Annotated in this window: 22 protein-coding genes; 8 read left to right on the forward strand and 14 right to left on the reverse strand. The window is 67.2% G+C overall.

Annotation, left to right across the window (positions count from 1 at the left end; all coding sequences use genetic code 11):
• Window positions 1-22: 22 nt before the first annotated feature.
• Genes AC5P78_RS01825 through ccmA form a run of 9 tightly spaced genes read right to left on the reverse strand, consistent with a single transcriptional unit; the run spans window position 23 to window position 7,018 of the window.
• Window positions 23-1,012, reverse strand: a complete 990-nt coding sequence (locus AC5P78_RS01825) for a tetratricopeptide repeat protein (protein WP_138969922.1) — start codon at window positions 1,010-1,012, stop codon at window positions 23-25.
• A complete protein-coding gene (locus AC5P78_RS01830) occupies window positions 1,006-1,455 on the reverse strand; it encodes a cytochrome c-type biogenesis protein (RefSeq protein WP_005413991.1) in 450 nt (149 codons plus the stop codon). The genes AC5P78_RS01825 and AC5P78_RS01830 overlap by 7 nt, the downstream gene beginning before the upstream one ends.
• Before the next feature lie 4 nt (window positions 1,456-1,459).
• Window positions 1,460-2,077 (reverse strand): DsbE family thiol:disulfide interchange protein, encoded by a 618-nt coding sequence (locus AC5P78_RS01835; RefSeq protein WP_012480816.1) that lies wholly within the window; start codon window positions 2,075-2,077, stop codon window positions 1,460-1,462.
• 8 nt (window positions 2,078-2,085) lie between these two features.
• Window positions 2,086-4,005, reverse strand: a complete 1,920-nt coding sequence (locus tag AC5P78_RS01840; RefSeq protein WP_138969921.1) for a heme lyase CcmF/NrfE family subunit — start codon at window positions 4,003-4,005, stop codon at window positions 2,086-2,088.
• Window positions 4,006-4,467 carry a cytochrome c maturation protein CcmE gene (ccmE, locus tag AC5P78_RS01845; RefSeq protein ID WP_005410343.1) on the reverse strand — a complete coding sequence of 154 codons (462 nt, stop codon included), beginning with the start codon at window positions 4,465-4,467 and terminating at the stop codon, window positions 4,006-4,008.
• Entirely contained in the window at window positions 4,464-4,652 is a 189-nt protein-coding gene (ccmD, locus tag AC5P78_RS01850; RefSeq protein ID WP_005413988.1) for a heme exporter protein CcmD, read from the reverse strand. Before ccmD ends, ccmE begins: the two co-directional genes overlap by 4 nt.
• Window positions 4,649-5,419 carry a heme ABC transporter permease CcmC gene (gene ccmC, locus AC5P78_RS01855; protein WP_329754552.1) on the reverse strand — a complete coding sequence of 257 codons (771 nt, stop codon included), beginning with the start codon at window positions 5,417-5,419 and terminating at the stop codon, window positions 4,649-4,651. The genes ccmD and ccmC overlap by 4 nt, the downstream gene beginning before the upstream one ends.
• Before the next feature lie 43 nt (window positions 5,420-5,462).
• On the reverse strand, window positions 5,463-6,158 hold the full coding sequence (gene ccmB / locus AC5P78_RS01860; protein WP_005410340.1) for a heme exporter protein CcmB: 696 nt from the start codon (window positions 6,156-6,158) through the stop codon (window positions 5,463-5,465).
• Window positions 6,155-7,018 carry a heme ABC exporter ATP-binding protein CcmA gene (gene ccmA, locus AC5P78_RS01865; RefSeq protein WP_414486392.1) on the reverse strand — a complete coding sequence of 288 codons (864 nt, stop codon included), beginning with the start codon at window positions 7,016-7,018 and terminating at the stop codon, window positions 6,155-6,157. The genes ccmB and ccmA overlap by 4 nt, the downstream gene beginning before the upstream one ends.
• Here ccmA and AC5P78_RS01870 point away from each other — a divergent pair.
• The 3 genes from AC5P78_RS01870 to AC5P78_RS01880 all read left to right on the forward strand — a co-directional run bounded on the left by AC5P78_RS01870 (window position 6,972) and on the right by AC5P78_RS01880 (window position 9,478).
• A complete protein-coding gene (locus AC5P78_RS01870) occupies window positions 6,972-8,120 on the forward strand; it encodes a pyridoxal phosphate-dependent aminotransferase (protein ID WP_495217145.1) in 1,149 nt (382 codons plus the stop codon). The genes ccmA and AC5P78_RS01870 overlap by 47 nt on opposite strands.
• A 13-nt stretch (window positions 8,121-8,133) precedes the next feature.
• A complete protein-coding gene (locus AC5P78_RS01875) occupies window positions 8,134-8,940 on the forward strand; it encodes an amidohydrolase (RefSeq protein ID WP_414498608.1) in 807 nt (268 codons plus the stop codon).
• Between the two features lie 103 nt (window positions 8,941-9,043).
• On the forward strand, window positions 9,044-9,478 hold the full coding sequence (locus AC5P78_RS01880) for a hypothetical protein (protein ID WP_005410336.1): 435 nt from the start codon (window positions 9,044-9,046) through the stop codon (window positions 9,476-9,478).
• Here the strand turns inward: AC5P78_RS01880 and AC5P78_RS01885 are convergent.
• Window positions 9,465-9,758, reverse strand: a complete 294-nt coding sequence (locus tag AC5P78_RS01885) for a hypothetical protein (RefSeq protein WP_005413984.1) — start codon at window positions 9,756-9,758, stop codon at window positions 9,465-9,467. The two genes, AC5P78_RS01880 and AC5P78_RS01885, sit on opposite strands and share 14 nt — an antisense overlap.
• Window positions 9,759-9,853: 95 nt before the next feature.
• A complete protein-coding gene (locus AC5P78_RS01890) occupies window positions 9,854-10,981 on the reverse strand; it encodes an MFS transporter (RefSeq protein ID WP_049397933.1) in 1,128 nt (375 codons plus the stop codon).
• 90 nt (window positions 10,982-11,071) lie between these two features.
• On the opposite strand from AC5P78_RS01890, the gene AC5P78_RS01895 reads away from it, so the two are divergent.
• Window positions 11,072-11,860, forward strand: coding sequence for an AraC family transcriptional regulator (locus AC5P78_RS01895; protein WP_005410333.1), 789 nt, complete (start codon window positions 11,072-11,074; stop codon window positions 11,858-11,860).
• A 116-nt stretch (window positions 11,861-11,976) separates the two neighbouring features.
• Here the strand turns inward: AC5P78_RS01895 and AC5P78_RS01900 are convergent, their stop codons facing one another.
• The 3 genes from AC5P78_RS01900 to AC5P78_RS01910 are packed head-to-tail and all read right to left on the reverse strand — an operon-like array spanning window position 11,977 to window position 15,392.
• The gene (locus AC5P78_RS01900) at window positions 11,977-13,605 is read right to left on the reverse strand and encodes a pseudouridine synthase (protein WP_005413982.1); all 1,629 of its coding nucleotides are present in this window, start codon (window positions 13,603-13,605) and stop codon (window positions 11,977-11,979) included.
• Window positions 13,598-14,473, reverse strand: a complete 876-nt coding sequence (gene scpB / locus AC5P78_RS01905) for an SMC-Scp complex subunit ScpB (protein ID WP_005410331.1) — start codon at window positions 14,471-14,473, stop codon at window positions 13,598-13,600. The genes AC5P78_RS01900 and scpB overlap by 8 nt, the downstream gene beginning before the upstream one ends.
• Window positions 14,474-14,486: 13 nt before the next feature.
• Entirely contained in the window at window positions 14,487-15,392 is a 906-nt protein-coding gene (locus AC5P78_RS01910) for a segregation and condensation protein A (protein ID WP_005410330.1), read from the reverse strand.
• Between the two features lie 374 nt (window positions 15,393-15,766).
• Between AC5P78_RS01910 and AC5P78_RS01915 the strand changes: the two genes are divergently transcribed.
• The 4 genes from AC5P78_RS01915 (at window position 15,767) to AC5P78_RS01930 (ending at window position 20,658) form a co-directional block, all read left to right on the forward strand.
• On the forward strand, window positions 15,767-16,066 hold the full coding sequence (locus AC5P78_RS01915; protein ID WP_005410329.1) for a YciI family protein: 300 nt from the start codon (window positions 15,767-15,769) through the stop codon (window positions 16,064-16,066).
• Window positions 16,067-16,086: 20 nt separating this feature from the next.
• Entirely contained in the window at window positions 16,087-16,338 is a 252-nt protein-coding gene (locus tag AC5P78_RS01920) for a BolA family protein (RefSeq protein WP_111202829.1), read from the forward strand.
• A 149-nt stretch (window positions 16,339-16,487) separates the two neighbouring features.
• Window positions 16,488-17,525 (forward strand): LacI family DNA-binding transcriptional regulator, encoded by a 1,038-nt coding sequence (locus AC5P78_RS01925; RefSeq protein WP_012480808.1) that lies wholly within the window; start codon window positions 16,488-16,490, stop codon window positions 17,523-17,525.
• Window positions 17,526-17,601: 76 nt separating this feature from the next.
• Entirely contained in the window at window positions 17,602-20,658 is a 3,057-nt protein-coding gene (locus AC5P78_RS01930) for a TonB-dependent receptor (RefSeq protein WP_033832936.1), read from the forward strand.
• Window positions 20,659-20,873 lie beyond the last annotated feature (215 nt).

Below are 20,873 nucleotides of genomic sequence, written 5' to 3' on the forward strand. Positions count from 1 at the left end.
CGGCCGGCACTACCGCGGCGCGTTACGGGAAGCGCAGCTCCACAACACCGTCGTGGGGCAGGCTCACCTTCACCGGCACGCTCTGCAGGTCATCTTCGCTGCGGTTGGCGCTGCCGGTGCGCGAGATGCGTGCCAGCACTTCCACTTCGCGATGGGCCGACAGCGGTGCGGTTGGCATCGGGCTGTCAGCGTCACCCAGCCCGACCGTGGCCGGGAATCCGGCCAAGGGCAGCTTGCGTGCGGCCACCGGCATCGGCGGTCCACCCACGGCGCGGGCCAGCACGAATACCTGGGTGCTGGCCGGCCACTCGGTGCCCTTCAACGCAGGCAACTGCACGCGCACCTGCAACAGCGCCGGTGGCGCCGCAACGGCTGCATCGGACGGCTGACCGGCGGCTTCACGGGCGATGGCGATCTGCGCCTGCAGCGCCTGCGCGGCGCCGGGCTCAAGCCGTGGCAGCAGGCCGCTCCACACATCTGCGGCCTCGGCATTCTTTCCGCGCTGACGCAGGGCGATACCCAGCAGCCAGCTGGCACGCTCGGCATCGGGCGCCAGCGCACGCGCCTGCTGCAGCCAGGCCATCGCCGTGTCATCGAACTGCTTGCCGGCATCGGCCTGCGCACGTGCCTGCGCCGCCTCCACCAGCACGCCGGGGTCTTCCGGGGCGAGAGTGGCGGCCCGCGCGAACGCGTCCGCCGCGGCTGCGGCATTGCCCAGTTCGGCTTGCGACCGGCCCAGCAGCGCCCAGCCATCGGCCCGCTGTGGGTCACGCTTCAGTGCATCCTGCAGGGCCTGCACGCCATCGCGCAGGGTGGCTACCGAAGGCGTCGGTTGCACCTGTGCTGCACGCGGATCACCGACCAGCAGATACAGGCAGGCACCGGCCACGCCCAGTGCGAACACGCCGACCACGAAACCGCGGCGGCCAGAGTGGCGCAGCGGCCACAGCACCAGCGCTGCCATCAACGCAGCAACCAGACCGGCCAGCATCGGCAGCCACTGGCTCACCATCCGTCTCCTTCATCGGCCTTGCCGGCCGCTGCGGCGCCAACCGTACGGCCACGGCGGCGGACGATGCCCAGCACCACCAGAGCACCCGCACCGAGCATCAGCAGGGGACCTCCCCACAGCAGCCAGGTGCCCGGCTGCAACGGTGGCTGATAGAGCACGAACTCACCGTAGCGCGCGACCAGGAACTGCTTGATCTGCGCGTCGTCGTGGCCCTGCTGCATCAGCTGCAGCACCTCGCGGCGCAGGTCCTGCGCGATCTGCGCGTTGGAATCGGCCAGCGACTGGTTCTGGCACTGCACGCAGCGCAGCTGCGCGGCCAGGTCGTGGAAGCGGCGTTCTTCGGCGCCATCGCGGAACTGCAGCGGCTGCGGATCATGCAGCGGCTGCTGTGCCAGCGCGGCCAGCGGCAGCATCAGGAGCAGCAGCGCCAGCAGCCAGCGCATGGGCTCAGGGCGCCGTGTGCAACGTGCTGCCGGCATTGCCCTGGGCCTTCTCGATCTTCTCCAGCGCCGGGATCAGCTTCTCGTCGACCACGCGCTGGGTCATCGCACCGCTGTACTTCCAGCGCACGATGCCGCTGCCGTCGACAAGGAAGGTTTCCGGTGCAGCGGTCACGCCCCAGTCGATCGCGGTGCGGCCTTCCACGTCGCTGAGCACGACCATGAACGGGTTGCCCAGCTGTTCCAGCCAATGCAGGGCATCGGTCGGTTCATCCTTCCAGTTGTAGCCGATCACGCGCACGCGCTTGCTCTCGGCGAAACGGGTCAGCACCGGGTGTTCCTCGCGGCAGGCCGCGCACCAGCTGCCCCACACGTTCAACAGGTACGGCGCGCCACGCAGTTCGTCGCTGCGCACGATCATTTCCGGGTCGTGCAGCACCGGCAGCGCGAACGCTGGCGCCGGCTTGTCGATCAGCGCCGACGGCAGCACGTCGCGCTGCGGATCACCCGATTTCATAACCCCGTAGATCATCAGCCCGAGCAGGCCGAAGAAAAACAGCACGCCGATCACGATGGCTACCGGCGGCAGCGGGCGGGAGGGGCGCGGGGCGGGGGACTCGGACATGGAAACTCCTACGGACGACGGAAACGGCGGTCGACGGCGGCGATGAATCCGCCCAGGGCCATCAGCAGCGCGCCCAGCCAGATCCAGCGCACGAACGGCTTGATGTGCACCCGTACCGCCCATGCATTGTTGCCCAGCGGCTCGCCCAATGCCACGTAGACATCGCCGTCGAAGCGTGCATCGATGCCGGCCTCGGTCATCACCTGGCCGCCGCTGGCGTACTGGCGCTTCTCCGGGTGCAGCAGGGCCAGTTCGCGGCCGTCGCGGAATACCCGCAGGTGACCGCGGTCGGCGATGAAATTGGGGCCTTCGCGGTGGTCCACGCCCTCGAAGCGCACTTCGTAGCGACCGACCACCAGCTGCTGACCCGGGGCCAGCGCCACTTCGCGCTGCACGTTCAAGGCTTCCACCAGCAGCGCGCCGGCCAGGAACACGGCGATGCCGGCGTGGGCAACGATCATGCCGAGCATTTCGGCGGTGAAGCGGCCGTTGCCGCGCAGTCGCTGCCAGACGAAGCGTGCGGTACCGAGTGCGACCCAGGCCGCAGCGGCCACGCCGATGCCGGCCTTCCAGCCGTTCTGCGGCGCCTGCCACCAGGCCAGCGCGCCCAGCAGCAGCGCCAGGCCCAGCCACGGTGCCAGCAGCGCGAAGGCGCGCGAGGGCTGGTCACGCTGCCATTTCACCAGCGGGCCGAACGGCAGCAGCAGGATCATTGGCGCCATCAGCAGCAGGAACAGGCTGCCGAAGTAGGGCGGGCCGACCGAGATCTTGCCCAGCGACAGCGCATCGGCCAGCAACGGATACAGCGTGCCGAGCAGCACCATCGCGCAGGCCGTGGCCAGCAGCAGGTTGTTGGCCAGCAGCAGGGTCTCGCGCGAGGTGGCAGTGAAGCCACGGCGCGGGTCGTCGGCGTCCACGCTCAGCTGGCTGGCGCGCAGCGCATACAGCAGCAGGCTGCCACCGACCAGCACCGACAGGAACACCAGGATGAACAGGCCACGCGAGGGATCGGCGGCGAACGAATGCACGCTGGTCAGCACACCGGAGCGGACCAGGAAGGTGCCCAGCAGCGACAGCGCGAAGGCGGCGATCGCCAGCAGCAGGGTCCAGCTGCCGAACGTGCCGCGCTTTTCAGTGACGGCCTGCGAATGGATCAGTGCCGCACCGACCAGCCATGGCATGAAGCTGGCGTTCTCCACCGGGTCCCAGAACCACCAGCCACCCCAGCCCAGCTCGTAGTAGGCCCACCAGCTGCCCAGCGCGATGCCCAGGGTCAGGAAGCCCCAGGCGACGTTGGTCCAGGGCCGCGTCCAGCGCAGCCAGCGCGCATCCACGCGACCTTCCAGCAGCGCCGCCACCGCGAATGCGAACGGAACGGCGAAACCCACGTAACCGATGTACAGCATCGGTGGATGGATGATCAGCCCCGGGTCCTGCAGCAGTGGGTTGAGATCGCGCCCTTCCAGCGGCGCCGGGTTCAGGCGCAGGAACGGGTTGGAAGTGAATATCAGGAAGGCGAGGAAGCCGACGCTGACGATGCCCATCACCGCCAGTACGCGCGCCTGCACCGGTGCCGGCAGGTGCCGGGAGAACAGCGCCACCGCGCCGGTCCACAATGCCAGCACCAGCGCCCACATCAGCAGTGAGCCTTCATGCGCGCCCCAGACCGCCGAATAGCGGTAGATCATCGGCAGCAGCGAATTGGAGTTCTCGGCCACGTAGCGCACTGAGAAATCCTGCTGCACGAACGCGGCGGTCAGCACCGCGAACGCGCCGGCGAGCAGCAGCAGCTGCGCGAACGCGGCTGGCCGTGCCACCGCCATCCATGCCGTGTTGTTGCGATGTGCGCCGACCAGCGGCAGGCCGGCCTGCAGCAGCGAGGCCAGCAATGCGCACATCAGCAGGATCTGACCCAGTTCGGGCAGCACTCAGCGCACCTCGGGGGCCGTCACCGGCACATCGTGCTTGCGGTGGGCATCGCCCATCTTGTCGGCCACTTCCTTTGGCACGTACTTCTCATCGTGCTTGGCCAGCACTTCGTCGGCGACGAAGGTGCCGTCCTGCAGGCGGCCGCTGGCGACCACCGCCGTGCCTTCGGCGAACATGTCCGGCAGGATCCGCGAGGTGGTCACTGCCAGCTGCGCGTCGCCGTCGGTCACTTCGAAACGCGCTTCCAGCGAGCCGACCGGCCGATTGAAAGAGCCCTTCACCACCATGCCGCCCAAGCGGAAGCGCGACTGCGCATCGACATCACCGCGCAGCACTTCCGAAGGCGTGTACAGGTAGGCGATGTTGCGCTCCAGTGCCATCGCCACCAGCGCCGTGGCCAGGCCGGAGGCGAGCAGGGCCAGCAGCACCCATGCCAAGCGGCGACGCTGTACCGGGGTCATCGTTCCAGCTCCGTCGACAGCGGCACAGCTGCGTCCTGCCTGCCGGCGCGGGTCTGCTGCCGCTGCTGGCGGGCCAGTGCCAGCCGGCGTGCCACGCGCAGGCGCAGCCACGAACCGATGGCGTCGGCGCCGAGCACCAGCACGAACACGGCGTAGGCGCCGATCACATAGGGAAGGTGGGTCATGGCTGGGCCTCCCGGACCGGGCGTTCGGCACCGACGCGTCCACCGACCCAGGCCTTGCCGGCCTCGCGGTCGAGATTGTCGGCGCGGGCCTTGGCCAGCACCGAACCGGCGAACCAGAACTTGGTGCCGATCACCATCCACCACAGCGGCGCGATCATCGCGCTGCTGATCGCCGATTCACCGAACACGTTGATCGACTGGCGCTGATGCAGGCCGCCCCACCAGTCCACCGAATAGCGGATCACCGGCAGCAGGCTGACGCCGACGATGGCCAGCAGTCCCGCCGCACGTGCGGCGCTGCGGCGGTCCTCGATGGCGTGGTAGAGGCCGATCACGCCCAGGTACAGGAACAGCAGCACAAGCTCGCTGGTCATGCGCGGGTCCCAGTCCCACCAGGTGCCCCAGGTGCCCTTGCCCCAGATGCTGCCGGTCAGCAGGGTGATCAGGGTGAAACCGGCGCCCATCGGCGCGCAGGCCATGGCCAGGATCTCGCAGACCTTGATCCGCCAGATCAGCGCGATGGCGGCATACAGCGCCATCAGCGCGAATACGAACAGGCTCATCCAGGCACTGGGCACGTGGATGTAAAGGATGCGGAAGCTGTCCAGCTGCTTGGCTTCCGGCGGCACCACCAGCAGCGCCTGCCACATGCCGACCAGCAGCACCGGCACCGCCGCGAAGTAGAACACCCGCGACCAGCGGGCAGCGAAACGGTCGAACGTGGGAGGCGAACCGAGTTGGTGGAACCAGCGGACAATCGGATTCATGCGTGGCGGCTATCCAGCAGGGGTGGATTGGCTCTCAGCTCGGTCAACTCAGAGAAATACGTATTGCAGCGGCAGTGGCCAGCGGAGCCAGCACCAGCGCGAGCAGCAGGCCAGCGCCCAGCATCAGCAGCGCACCGACCGGATCCTGCCCGCGTCCGGCTGCCGCCAGGCTGCCGGCGCCGAACACAAGCACCGGCACGTACAGCGGCAGCGACAGCAGCGCCACGAGAATACCAGAGCGTCGGATGCCAACGGTCAGTGCGGCGACCACGCCACCGATCAGGCTCAGCAACGGCGTTCCCAGCAGCAACGATGCCAGCAACATCGGCAGCTGGTCATGCGGCAGATGCAGCATTTCGGCCAACAGCGGGCTGACCACGATCAGCGGCAGCGCAGTGGTCGCCCAGTGCAGGAGCACGCGCACCAGCACCAGCCAGGCCAGCGGCACCGGCGCCAGCAGCCACTGTTCCAGCGAGCCATCTTCGGCGTCGGAACGGAACAGTGAATCCAGCGACAGCTGTCCCGCCAGCAGCACGGCCAGCCACAGCACCGCGCCCGCGGTGGCGGCCAGCAGCTGTGGTTCGCGGCCTTGGGCCAGCGCGAACAGCACCACCACCAGCACCGCGAACAGCAGGGGTTGCAGCGCATCGCCGCGGCGGCGCCAGAGCAGGCGCAGGTCGCGCTTGAGCAGGGCGCCTGCGGTCTGCCACAGGCCTGGCTCGGTACCCGGCGCGATCATGCGGCACCGCCGAGGTCGAGCTGGCGGGTACGCACCGGCGGTGCGGCATAGGCGCCATGGGTGGTGACCAGCGCAGCGCCGCCGGCACGCAGGTGCGCCGAGATCATCCGGTTGACCAGGGTGATGCCCTCCAGGTCGAGGTTGGCATAGGGCTCGTCCAGCAGCCACAGCGGCGCCGGCGACAGCCAGATGCGTGCCAGTGCCAGCCGCCGCTTCTGCCCGGCGGACAGATGCCGAACGAGGGTGTCCTCATAACCGGCCAGGCCCACGATGGCCAGCGCGTTGCCGGGCATCTGCCGCGCACGCCGTCCATGCAGGCCGCACAGGAAGTGCAGGTTCTCCAGCGTGTCCAGGTCTGGCTTCAGGGCCGGCAGATGGCTGAGGTAGGCCACGTAGCGTGCACGTTCGGCATTGCTCGCCGGCTTGCCGTCGATCCGCACCTGGCCGGCGCCGGGCCGGGCCAGGCCGGCCAGCACGCGCAGCAGGGTGGTCTTGCCGGCGCCATTGCCGCCCTGCACCAGCAGGGCTTCGCCGGCGTCCACATGGAAGTCCAGCGGGCCGAACACCGGCTCGTCATTGCGGGAGAAGCTCAGGCCGCTGGCGGCCAGCAATGCAGGGGTGTTCAAGGGGCAGGGGTCTTCATGCCGGAGTGCGATGGCAATTGTAGCGGTGAATGCCGATGGTAGTGCCGGCCGCTGGCCGGCAGATGCGACCCGGCGCCGCAGATCGTCCCAGGAGTGCCGGCCAGCGGCCGGCACTACCGACGCGCGGATTGCGTAAACTCGCAGGCCTGTTCCCCCACAGCCCAGGCCGATGCAACCGAACACCAAGCTGCCCAAGGTCGGTACCACGATCTTCACCGTGATGTCCCAGCTCGCCGCCGAACACGGCGCAGTCAACCTGGGCCAGGGTTTCCCGGACTTTTCGGCGCCGCAGCGCCTGATCGACGAGACCGCCAGGGCGATGGCCGCCGGGCTGAACCAGTACCCGCCGATGACCGGCGTGGCGCCGCTGCGCCAGGCCATCGCGCAGAAGGCACTGGACTGCTACGGCGCGCAGGTCGATGCGGACAGCGAGATCACCGTCACCAGTGGCGGTACCGAGGCCATCTTCAACGCCATCCACGCCGTGGTGCGTGCCGGCGAGGAAGTGATCGTGCTCGACCCGGCGTATGACTGCTATGAACCGGCGATCGACCTGGCCGGTGCCAAGGCCGTGCATGTGTCGCTGGATCCGCAGACCTTCGCGGTCGACTGGGACCGCGTGCGTGCGGCGATCACCCCGCGCACCCGCATGCTGATCGTCAACACCCCGCACAACCCGTCCGGCGCGATGCTGTCGGCGCAGGACATGCAGGCACTGGCCGAGCTGCTGCGTGGCACGCAGATCTACCTGATCTCCGATGAGGTGTACGAACACATCATCTACGACGGCCGCCGCCATGAATCGGCGCTGCGCTACCCGGAACTGCGCGAGCGCGCGTTCGTCATCTCCAGCTTCGGCAAGACCTATCACTGCACCGGCTGGAAGATCGGCTATGCGATCGCACCGCCGGCACTGACCGCCGAGTTCCGCAAGGTGCACCAGTACAACACCTTCACCAGCTTCGGCCCGGCGCAGTACGGCTTCGCCGCGATGATCCGCGACGAACCCGAACACCACCTGGAGCTGGGCGCGTTCTACCAGGCCAAGCGCGACCGTTTCCGCGAGCAGCTGGCCGGCACCCGCCTGAAGGCGCTGCCGGTCCCCGGCGGCTACTTCCAGCTGGTCGACTACTCGGCCATCAGCGACCTGTCGGACCATGAGTTCGTGAAGTGGCTGACCATCGAGAAGGGCGTGACCGCGATCCCGCTGTCGCCGTTCTACGAAAACCCGCCGGCCGGCCAGCGCCTGGTGCGCCTGTGCTTTGCCAAGAATGAAGCAACGATGGACGCGGCGATCGAACGCCTGCGCCTGCTCTGAGCGAGGCTTGAACATGCAGGACCTGCGCATTTCCCTCGTCCAGGGCGACACCCGCTGGCACGATCCGGCCGGCAACCGCGCCTACTACGGCGCGCTGCTCGCACCGCTGGCCGGCACCACCGACCTGGTGATCCTGCCGGAGACCTTCACCAGTGGTTTCTCCAACGACGCCATTGCCCAGGCCGAAGGCATGGACGGCCCGACCGTGGCCTGGGTGCGCGAACAGGCCAGGACCTTGAACGCGGCGGTGATCGGCAGCGTGCAGCTGCGCGACGGCGAGGGCGTCTACAACCGCCTGCTGTTCGCCACGCCCGATGGCGACCTGCAGTACTACGACAAGCGCCACCTGTTCCGTTACGGCGGCGAGCACGAGCGCTATGCCGCCGGTCGCGACCGCCTGAGCGTGGAATGGAAGGGCTGGCGGATCAATCCGCAGGTCTGCTACGACCTGCGTTTCCCGGTGTTCTGCCGCAACCGCTACAACGTGGAGCGTCCGCAGCAGCTGGATTTCGACCTGCAGCTCTTCGTCGCCAACTGGCCGTCGGCGCGCGCCTATGCGTGGAAGACCCTGCTGCGTGCGCGGGCGATCGAGAACCTGTGCTTCGTGGCGGCGGTGAACCGCGTCGGTGTCGATGGCAACCAGCTGCACTACGCAGGCGACAGCGCGGTGCTGGATTTCCTCGGCCAGCCGCAGGTGGAGATCCGCGAACGCGAACAGGTGGTCACCACCACCATCTCGGCCGAGGCGCTGGCCGCACACCGCGCGCGTTTCCCGGCGATGCTCGATGCCGATGCCTTCCACCTGGACGAACAGGCCTGAGCGACGGCCTGAACACTGCTGCACCAGCGCGCGCGCCTGCATCCAACGTGCACGCGCGCGCTGCTAGATTCGCCGGCAGTCCGACCGAACTGGAAGTCCTGCCATGAACAAGCCCTTCGCCCTGCTGCTTGCCCTGTCTGCCGCATCGCTGGCCCCGGCCGCGCACGCCGCTGGCAACCTCGACTGCGAGCTGCGCTACAACCTCTCTGGCTGGTCGCTGATCTACAAGACTGCATCCGGCAATGGCACGGTCACCTGCAGCAATGGTGCCAGCATGCCGGTGCGCATCCAGATGAAGGGCGGCGGCCTGACCGTCGGCAAGTCGAAGATCACCAACGGACGTGGCAGCTTCACCGGCGCAGTCAGCGTCAACGAGCTGCTGGGTACTTACGCCTCGGTGGGCGCGCATGCCGGTGCGGTGAAGTCCAGCAACGCGCAGGTGATGACCAAGGGCGACATCTCGCTGGCCCTGTCCGGTACCGGCAAGGGCTGGGATCTGGGCGTGGACGGCACCGCGTTCACCCTCAGCCGGCGCTGAGGCGCGACGGCGCGGCAGTTCCCCAGCTGATGCGGATGTAGTGCTGTTCGGAATCGCTCAACAACCGTTCGACACCGAAACCATTCTTCAGCAGCTGTGCGACCACGTCTTCGACGAGCTGCTCGCTGGCCATCACCTGGCTGAAGCCGAACACGATGTAGCGGCGGCCATTTTCCGAGCCGATCTGGATGGCGTTGTCGAGATCGCGGTAGAACAGTTCGATCGGGCGCTTGGCGGCATCGACGTTGGCGCGGGCCTGTTCGGCGGTGATGGTGATCATGGGCATCTGCCTTGTGTGGGAGCGCGCGCACGATAGCCGGGGAATCAAAGCCGTTCCCGGAAGGCCAGCACAGTGCGCTGCTTTTGCAGCAATTCCTAGGCTGCAGCGGGACGCCGCCGTTGCAGCCACAAGGCCAGCAGGCCACACGCGATAACGGTCGGTGCCAGCATCTGCACTGCACCGACCAGCGCCATTGCCGCACCGATCAACAGGTAGTAGAGCAGGCCGAACAGCGCGCCTGCGCTGCCGAGACAGTGTGGATAGCCGCGCAGGGCCTGGCCGAGCACATTGGGAATGGCAAGGCCGAAGCCCGTCACCACCGGCACCATCGCCGCGATCAGGGCAGGGTGATCATGCAGCAGCGCGGCCAGCAGGCCTCCCGTCAGGACCAGTCCTGCGGCGATGCGGATGCGCGTGGTTGCGGCAACGCCTGCACGCAGCAGGCGGCCATTGCCCCACGCGCCCAGCGCCGAGCCCAGTGCCAGCACCGCGCCGCTGGCGCCGAACCAGGTGGCTGGCCAGTGCAGGCGCGCAAACACGAAGGGGCCGAGCACATACCAGCTGTACATCGCCACGTTGAAGGCCATCACCAGCAACGCGTGTGACCAGATCCAGCGATCGCGCAGCAGTTCCCGCAGCAGCGGCAGCATGGGCGCGTGCGGGATCTGTGCAGGGCGGCTTTCGCGCAGGCCCGCCAGGCATGCGACTGCCAGCAGGGCAGCGATCAGCAGCAGGCCGGACTGTACGCCGACATAGCCATGGGCGGCGACCAGCAGCGTGCCCAGTGCAAGGCCGATGGCCGGGCTCAGGGCCAGGGCCATGCCGATCCAGGAGAATGCCTGCGCCAACGCGGGTCCCTGCAGGTGGTCGCGCAGTACGGTCTGGGTTACCACCGAGGCCGCCGCCGCACCCAGTGCGGCCAGTGCCTGTGCCAGCAGGACCTGGCCGAAGGTGCTGGCCAGCAGGCCGCCGCAGGCGGCCAGTGCGAACACGGCCAGGCCGCATAGCAGGGCAGGGCGACGACCGATACGATCGGCCAGGCGCCCCCACAGCAGCACGCCTGCAGCGAAGCCGAACAGGTACAGGCTCATGGCCTGGCTGGCGGCACTCGGCGGCAGGGCGAAGCGTTCGGCCAGATCGGCCAGGGCCGGGCTGTACAGGGTCTGTGCCAACTGCGGGAACATCAGCAGTGCAATGGTGAGCAACAACAGGCGGCGCGACATGCGGGCGCTCCAGGAACAGGGCCGCGCATTGTGGTCGCGTCCGCAATGGCGCACTCTGTCCATCCTGTCATCGAATGTATGAAATCAGACATGGCCTGGTTGCAGCCGCACGCGCACTTCGACGCCGATGCCTGGAGCGCTCCGGTGCTGGGGATTGCAGCCTCACTGGCGGATCACGACTCGGGTTGGCACCAGCATGCACGCGCGCAGCTGCTGTATACCCGGCAGGGCTGCACGCGCCTGACCTACGGTGATCGCATCAGCCTGCTGCCGCCCGCGCGCGCCGCGTGGATTCCGGGCGGGCTGCGCCATCGCGCGCAGATGCGCCAGGCGGTCGACTACCGTTCGTTGTACTTCGACGCCACGCTGTCGGCCCAGCTGCCCCGGCAGCCGGCGATCATCGGCGTAGGGTCGCTGCTGCAGGCCTTGCTGGAGCCGATCGCGCAGGCGCCGTTCGACCATGACTGGCAGTCGCCGCGCGCGCACCACCAACTGGCGTTGTGCGTGCTGGAAATCGCTGCTGCACCGGTGGCGCCGATGGACCTGCCTCTGCCTCGTGATCCGCGGATCGCACGGTGCCTCCCGGTGGCCGAACAGCTGCCGCCCGAACTGGGGGAGCTGGCCGCGCGCACGGGCCTGAGCGCGCGTACCGTCGGCCGGTTGATGCAGCGTGATACCGGCATGAGCTACCAGGCCTGGCGCCAGCAATGGCGACTGATGCGGGCCATGGAGTTGCTGCTGCTTGGCCAACGCGTGGCGCACGTGGCGCAGGACACCGGCTTCTCCGCCGAGAGCCCGTTCATCGCCTTCTTCCGCGGCATGACCGGCACCACACCCGCCGCGTTCCAGCGCCACGCAAAAGGGGACGGAGGGGATTAAGTCGCTTTCGCCCCTTTGATACAGGCCGTGGCAAAAACGACTTAATCCCCTCCGTCCCCTTTTCAACGAAAAACCCCGGCCTGCGCCGGGGTTTTTCATTTCAGGCGTGCCGGTGATCAGCCGCCGCGCGGGCCGCTGCGGCGCGGGCCGCCCGGACCGCGGTTGCCGCCGGGGCCACCCGGGCCACGGTTGCCACCCGGACCGCCGGGGCCGCGATTGCCGCCCGGACCACGGTTGCCACCACCCGGCCCGCGACCGCCCGGACGGGCGCCCTGCGCCGGCTTCGGGCTGCCATACGGGTTGAAGCCCGGCGTGGCGTGGTCGGACGGGAAGCTCGGGGCATTGCCCGGATGACCATACGGGTGCTTGTTGCCCTGGCCCTGCGAGCGGTTGCCGGCACCGGCCGGACGACCCTGGCCGCCTGCGCCGCCACGGCCTTCACCGCCGAAACCGCCACGGCCCTGTCCGCCACCGGCGCCCGGACCCTTCGGCTTGCCGTACGGACGGCCCTGGCCGCCTGCGCCCGGACCACGGGCACCCGGGCCGCGCGCGCCCGGACCGGCATTGCGATGGCCGCTCGGGCCCGTGCTCACGCCATCCGGCACGTACCAGGTGCGGAACGCGGCCGGGTTGCCTTCCGGCAGCGAACGGTCGTTCTTCTGGGTGCGCTGCTTGAACGGCTTCTGCGACTGCTTGGCTGCTGCTTCACCGCTGACCGTCAGGCCACCCTTGAAACCGCCGCCCTTGCCGCCGCGGCCACGGCCGCGGTCTTCGCGGACGTTGTCGAAGCGACGCAGCTCGCGGCCTTCGTCTGCGGTGTTATGGCCGTTGACGTAGGCATTGCCACGGCCACCTTCGCGCACGCGCACGGTGGTCTTGGCGGCGCGGCGCTGGCCGATCACCGGCTGCAGGGTCAGAGCCGACGGCGCGCCTTCTTCCAGCTTCAGCTGCGCACGCAGGGCTTCAACCTGGGCGGTGCCCAGTTCCACCGAATGGCCACGGGCCAGTTCGCGCGGCAGGCTCACCTTGCCGTAGCGGGTGCGCTTCAGGCGGCTGACCTGGCAGCCCTGCGACTCCCACAGGCGGCGCACTTCGCGGTTGCGGCCTTCCTTCACCACGACGCGGAACCAGTCGTGCGAGTCGGTGCCGCCGATGCGTTCGATCTCGTCGAACTTGGCCGGGCCGTCTTCCAGTGCCACGCCGCGTGCGAGGCGGTCGACGATGGCGTCGGAGACCTTCTCCTCGCCTTCCGGGGCGCGCACGCGCACCACGTACTCGCGCTCGACCTCGAACGACGGGTGCATCATGGCGTTGGCCAGTTCACCGTCGGTGGTGGCCAGCAGCAGGCCGGTGGTGTTGATGTCCAGGCGGCCGATGGCGATCCAGCGCGCGCCCTTCAGCGGCGGCAGCGATTCGAACACGGTCGGGCGGCCTTCGGGGTCTTCGCGGGTGGTCACTTCGCCTTCCGGCTTGTTGTAGACCAGCACGCGCGACGGTTCGGCCAGGGCGGTGGCGACGAAGCCGCGGCCATCCAGCTCGATCTTGTCGCCGCTCTTGACCGACATGCCGGTCTGCGCGACTTCACCGTTGACCTTGACCAGGCCTTCGGCGATGCGCTGTTCCAGCGCGCGGCGCGAACCCAGGCCGGCCTGGGCCAGCACCTTGTGCAGGCGCTCTTCCAGCTTGAACTGTTCGGAGGTGGCTTCGCGCTTGAGCGAGAGCTTGTTACGGGGGGTGTCACTCATCAGTTTTGCTCCGGCCGACGGTTTCGGGGTCGGCCTCTGGTTCGGAATCGGCTTGGTCAACAGCCACGGTCGTCATCGCGACGGCGTTGTCTTCGCGTTCGTTCAGGGGCACCGCGCGCTCGCCCGGCGCGGAATCGGGGTGCCCATCATCAAGGGGCGAAGGTGCTTGCTCATCGGAAGCCGACGCAGACGCTGCGTCGGCGGAATCGGGGGTGTCGCTGCCGGCCAGGCCGGCGTCATCGTTGGCAGCAGCGCCATCGGCGCCAGCTGAAATGTCCGGACCCTCGGCACTGGCGGCGGCCGGTGCGTCGCGGTCCAGGGCCAGCTGGGGTTCCAGCTCGCCCAGGTCCTTCAGTTCCGACAGCGGCGGCAACTCGTCCAGGCGCTTCAGGCCGAAGTAGTCCAGGAAGCCCTTGGTGGTGCCGAACAGGGCAGGCTTGCCGGGCACGTCGCGGTGGCCGACCACGCGGATCCACTCGCGTTCCTCCAGCGCCTGGATGATGTTGCTGCTGACCGCCACGCCGCGCACCTGCTCGATCTCGCCACGGGTGATCGGCTGCCGGTAGGCGATCAGCGCCAGGGTTTCCAGGGTGGCACGGGTATAGCGGGTCTTGCGTTCGGTCCACAGCCGGCTGATCCAGCCATGCACTTCGCCGGTCACCTGGTAGCGGAAGCCGGAGGCGACCTCGACCAGTTCCACGCCACGGCCTTCGCAGGCTTCGCGCAGGCGCTCAAGCGCACGTTCGATGCTGCCCGGCGGTGCCGGCTCCTCTTCCGGGAACAGGTCTTTCAGCTGGGCCAGGGTGAGCGGCTGGCTGGAGGCCAGCAGGGCACCCTCGACAATGCGGTTGATCAGCGTTTGGTCCATCGGCAGTCAGCGCTCACTCGTTCTCGTTGGCGGCGTCGTTGTCGTCGAACTCGCTGCTGAACTGCAGCGGGGCATTGGTGTTGCCGGCGGCCAGGGACTTCACGTAGATCGGCGCCAGCGGCTCTTCCTGGACGATGTCCAGCAGCTGTTCCTTGGCCAGTTCCAGCACCGCCAGGAACGTGACCAGCACGCCCAGCTTGCCTTCTTCTGCAGTGAACAGCCCTTCAAAACGGTAGAACTTGCCATCTTCAAGCCGGCCCAGCACTTCGCCCATGCGTTGCCGCACGCTCAGCGCCTCGCGCTTGATGGCGTGGCCACTGAACAGCTCGGCGCGCTTGAGCACGTCGTGCAGGGCCAGCAGCATTTCCTTCAGGTCCACCGGCGGCGGCAGCTTCACCGCAGCACGTTCGGGCATGAAGGCGTGTGCCACCGTGGTGTCGCGGTCCTGGCGGGGCAGGGCGTCGATGTCCTCGGCGGCCTGCTTGAAGCGTTCGTACTCCTGCAGGCGGCGCACCAGTTCGGCGCGCGGGTCGGCCTCATCGCCTTCCTCGCTGACCGGGCGCGGCAGCAGCATGCGCGACTTCACCTCGGCCAGGATCGCGGCCATGACCAGGTACTCGGCGGCCAGCTCGAAGCGCAGCTCGCGCATCACGGTGATGTATTCCACGTACTGCCGGGTGATCTCGGCCACGGGAATGTCCAGTACGTCCAGGTTCTGGCGGCGGATCAGGTACAACAGCAGGTCCAGCGGGCCTTCGAAGGCATCCAGGATGACTTCCAGCGCGTCCGGCGGGATGTACAGGTCCTGCGGAATCTGCAGGACCGGTTGCCCATGCACCACGGCCAGCGGCATTTCCTGCTGCTGGGGGGCGGGCGGCCGGGTTGGCGGGTTCGCGTCGAGCGCGAGTTCGGAAGTCATCTAATGGACATCAGGATTGCATCGGACCAGTCGCGGCAGCGGGTTCACCGGGCCAACGCCACGGCGCCCCACGGCACCAGACACGCCGGGATCGGCGCGATTCCACACATATCAAACAGCAGGACGCGCCGCAGTAAACGGCAGCGACGGAACTACGGGGAGGTCGTCTACGTGGCCCGGCCAGGTGGTCCGGTTCGAAGCAGCGGGACGGTCGTCGGGGGCTGCGTTGGCCGCAGAAACCGACGGGCTGCTGCATCCAGCCACGTGCAATGGTGTCTAGGGTAAGCCTTTGTCGCGCCAGTGTCCAGCCGGGCTGGGGCCAGGGCGGCATTGGCTAGAATCTGCGTACCCGACAACGCAAGCGAGGAAATGCCGTGTGGTATGTGATTGAAGGCTATGACGGCCAGGACGTGCTGGCACAGCGACTGCAGGCACGTCCGGAACACCTGGCGCGCCTGCACGCGCTGCGCGACGAAGGCCGCCTGCTGCTGGCCGGACCGTGCCCGGCAGTAGACAGCGAGGACCCGGGCCCGGCCGGCTTCAGTGGTTCGGTGGTGATCGCGCAGTTCGAGTCGCTCGTGCAGGCCCAGGCCTGGGCTGATGCCGACCCTTACGTAGCCGCGGGCGTCTACACCCATGTACAGGTGCGTCCGTTCCGCAAGGTCCTGCCGTGAACGCGGAGCGGATCGAGCGGATGCGTGACGCACTGCAGCACGCGCTGGCCCCCAGCGTGCTGGAAATCGAAGACGACAGTCATCGTCATGCCGGCCATGCCGGTGCGCGCGATGGCCGCGGCCATTTCAACGTGCATGTGGTCAGTGAACGCTTCGCCGGACTGGGTCCACTGGCCCGGCATCGCGCGGTCTATGCCGCGCTGGGCGCGATGATGGAGACCGACATCCACGCGCTGTCCATTCGCGCATTGACCCCGTCAGAACAGGGCTGAGCCCTTGTCCCACACTGTCCTGGCGGGTCCGTCAGCGGGCCCGCCACAGACAGATTTCCATGTCCATTTCAGGACATTCGCCTAACGGACTGTTTACAAGCCCAGATGGAAACGCTTACATTCCGCGCCAATGCTGGTAGGTCCAAGCCGTGGAGGGCGGCTTCGTGAACAAGGCAGCTATCACAATCAAAGACGTCGCTCGCGAAGCCCGGGTCTCCGTGGCCACGGTTTCCCGCGCGCTCAACGGGCATGAAAATGTCGCCGAACCGGTCCGCCAGCTTGTGCTGGAGGTGGCCGCACGGCTGCGTTACACCCCGCACGCCGCCGCCCGCAGCCTCAGCAGCCGTCGCACCAATACGGTGGGCGTGGTACTGCCTGACCTGTACGGCGAATTCTTCTCCGAGCTGATGCGCGGCATCGACAACGTCGCCCGCAACCGCCGCCAGCACCTGCTGGTGTCCAGTTACCACGGTGACCAGGAGCAGCAGGGCGCGGCCCTGCGCGCCATGCGCGGCCGCGTCGACGGCCTGCTGGTGCTCTCGCCCTATGCCGAGAGCCCGGGCTTCCTGACCGACAACCTGCCGCAGTCGTTGCCAACGGTGCTGATCAACACCTATCTGCCCGGGCAGGACCACCCGGTGCTGAGCATCGATGACCATGCCGGTGCGATGGCGATGACCCGCCATCTGCTTGACGCGGGTCACCGCCGTATCGCTTTCATTTCTGGCCCGGACCTCAACTTCGACGCGCGCGAGCGCCTGCGTGGCTTCCGTGACGCGTTGGCGGCTTTCGGCAGTGACGCCGAAGGCATCGAGCTGCCCGGTGATTTCGACGAAGCTTCCGGCCATCGCGCCGGTCAGGAGTTGTTGGCAGCCGGAGCGCTGCCTGATGCCGTGTTCGCCGCCAACGACATGATGGCGCTGGGTTGCCTGTATGCGTTCACGCAGGCAGGTGTCCACGTTCCGTCCGACGTCGCTCTGGCCGGTTTCGATGACATTCCACTGGCGCGTTTCGTCCACCCGTCGCTGACCACCATGCAGGTCAGCATCGCCGAACTCGGCGATCGGGCCATGACGCGCCTGATGCAGTTGATGGACGGCACCTCCACGGATGGGACAGGGGACAAGCAGACCCTGGTTCCCCGCTTGATAGTTCGCGATTCCACCACTCCGCCATCCGGCCGTTGAAGCCGGAGGCGTTCCTTCTTTTTTGATTGATCGCAGGGACCGCGCAAGCGGTTACCGCCACCCGGAGATTGAGTTGATGATGCACACCACCTTCCGCACGCCGGCGCGCCGGCTGCTGAGCACCGCACTGGTCAGCTGCCTGATGCTGGCTGCTGCTCCGAACGTCATGGCGCAGTCGGCCAATGCCAGCCTGCGCGGCCAGGTTTCCGGCGCGCAGGCCGGCGCCGAGGTGACCGCCACCAACGTGGCCACCGGCACCGTCCGTCGCGGTACCGTCCGTGCCGATGGAAGCTACTCGCTGATGGGCCTGGACCCGGGCACCTATGACGTGGTCGCCAACGGCCAGTCGCAGAAGGTCACCGTCACCGTGGCCTCGACCGCTACCCTGAACTTTGCCGGCGCTGCCAGCAGCACCCCGGGTACGACCGCAGCCACCAACCTGGACACTGTCAACGTCGTCGCGCCGACCCTGCTGCAGGAAGTGCGCACGTCCGAAGTCGGCAAGACCGTCAGCCTGCAGCAGATCCAGACCACCCCGCAGGTCTCGCGCAACTTCCTGGAGTTCGCCGACGCGGTGCCGGGCATGATCTTCACCCGCGACGCCAAGGGCAACACCTCGCTGCGCGGCGGTGCCACCAACTCCGACGGTACCAACGTCTACATCGACGGTGTGGGCCAGAAGAGCTACGTCAAGGGCGGCGGCGTGGCCGGTCAGTCCGGCAGTGCCGGTAACCCGTTCCCGCAGCTGGCCATCGGCGAGTACAAGGTCATCACCGGCAACTACAAGGCCGAGTACGGCCAGGTGTCCAGTGCAGCGGTCACGGCCGCGACCAAGTCGGGTACCAACGAGTTCAAGGGTGAAACCTTCTACCGTTATACCAACGACAGCATGCGCGCGATGACCCCGGCCGAGCGTCAGCCGGGCAAGGGCAAGGAGGATTCGGCCGAGAAGGAATACGGCTTCGCCCTGGGCGGCCCGATCGTCAAGGACAAGGCCCACTTCTTCGTGACCTATGAAGCGAAGCGCTTCGATCTGCCGGTGACCATCGCACCGCATGGTTCGGTGACCAACAAGGCCAACCGCGTCCCGGCTGATGCCCAGGCCGGCCTGGGCCCGGCCAGCCAGCCGTTCCAGCAGGACCTGATCTTCGCCAAGGTCGACTTCGAGCCGACCGACAACGATCGCCTGGAACTGACCTTCCAGGACCGTGATGAAACCCAGCAGCAGTTCTCGGACCAGACCGCGCCGATGCACGGCAAGGAAACCAAGAACACTGACCGCCGTTACGCGCTGCGCTGGAACCACAGCGGTGAGCGTTACTACAACGAGCTGATGGTTACCCACGAGGATTCGTTCAACAATCCCAAGCCGCTGAGCATGGGCAACGGTTTCAACTACACCGCGCCGGACGGCAAGAGCGAGGAGCGCGCCATCGTCTCGATCGGTGGTTCCTCGGCAATGTCGTCGCAGGTGAAGGGCCAGAAGGGCTGGTCGATCGAAGACAACCTGACCCTGGATGGCATCCAGTGGGCGGGCGACCACACCATCAAGATGGGTGCCAAGTACAAGCAGATCGACCTGTACGCCTCCGATGCGGCGCAGATCAATCCGCAGTTCTACTACACCATCGACAACCCGACCTTCCCGGACAGCATCCCGTACAAGGCCCAGTTCGTGAAGCCGGTCACCGGCGTGTCCGGCGTGTCCGGCGAAGTGCGCTCGAAGGTGAAGCAGATCGGTCTGTTCATCCAGGATGACTGGCAGGTCAACGACCACCTGCAGCTGAACCTCGGCCTGCGCTGGGACTACGAGAAGAACCCGTCCTATCTGGACTTCGTGACCCCGCCGGAAGTGGTCAATGCGCTGTTCGCGCAGGATCCGCGTGCCGCCGCTGGCCAGAGCTACGCCGACACGCTGGCGCTGAGCGGCCTGAACATCAACGATTACATCAGCAACGGCCACAACCGCAAGGCATTCAAGAATGCCTGGCAGCCGCGTCTGGGTTTCTCGTATGACATCAATGCCGACGAGCAGCACGTGATCCACGGTGGTGCCGGTCGTTCCTACGACCGCGACCTGTTCGACTACCTGCAGCTGGAAACCACCAAGCTGGCCCTGCCGCAGCCGACGATCTACTTCCGCAATCCGGCAACCGGTCAGTGCTTCCAGGGCAACGCCGCGTGCTATGACTGGAACCCGAACCTGCTCAACGGTATCGGCAACCTCCAGAGCCTGGTCGGTTCGACCAGCAATGCCGGCCTGGAAGTCGACCTGCTGAACAACAATCTGAAGGTGCCCTACGCTGACCAGTTCAGCCTGGGCATGAGCAACCAGATCGGCGACTGGCTGACCGACGCCACCATCTCGCGCACGCTCACCTATGACGGCTTCGCCTTCACCCTGGGCAATCGCTACCCGACCGGCAACTTCTTCGACGATCCGCGTCTGTGCGGTGGCACCGAAGCCGGTCTGGGCCAGGCGTGGAGCTGCAACGTACCGGGCTTCGGCAGCCTGATCATCGGCCAGCAGGGCATCAAGACCCGTGCTACCCAGATCCTGTTGTCGGCGCAGAAGCCGTTCACCCAGGAAAGCGGTTGGGGCACCTCCATCGCCTATACCTGGACCACCGCCCGCCACAACCGTGACATCAACGAGCACTACGCGTTCGACCGTGGCGTGATCGGTGACTACCCGACCATCCGCTCCAACGGCGCGCCGCGTCACCGCCTGGTGGTGACCGGTTCGTATGCGGGCTTCTGGGGCATCACCTTCGGTGGCAAGATCACCCTGGCCACCCCGACCGCGATCAACGACTGGTACGGCGTGCCGCAGGCCAATGGCTTCGACCTGCCGACCCCGATGGCGGCGGTTCCGGGTGGCAACGGCAAGTTCCTGCTGGGTGGCAAGATCTTCGGTTATCGCTCGGTCGACCTGCAGGCGACGAAGACGTTCAAGATGCCGGGCGATACCGAGCTGTATGCGCGTATCGACATCATCAACGTGTTCAACTTCGACAATTTCTCGAACTACAACTACTACAAGAATGGCAAGTTGACCGCGAGCTACAACGAGACCGGCGACATCGTCGGTACGCCGCGCCAGGTCAAGGCCGAAGTGGGCTTCCGCTTCTAAGCCCGGATGGATGCATGACCCCGATGCCGCCGCTCCGCCGGCGGCATCGGGCGCGTGAAAACAGCAATGGCCGGCCCTGTGCCGGTCCATTGCCCATGCCGCTGCCGGTCAGGGGGCATCGGCATGGGCAATGATCGCGGTGTCAAACCACGTTTTTCGTGGTTTTTTAAGAACGCACCTTGTAAACGATTTCAGATCATTGGACGGTATGCTTT

The sequence above is a fragment of the Stenotrophomonas sp. YJH_SMC_133 genome (assembly GCF_059370655.1).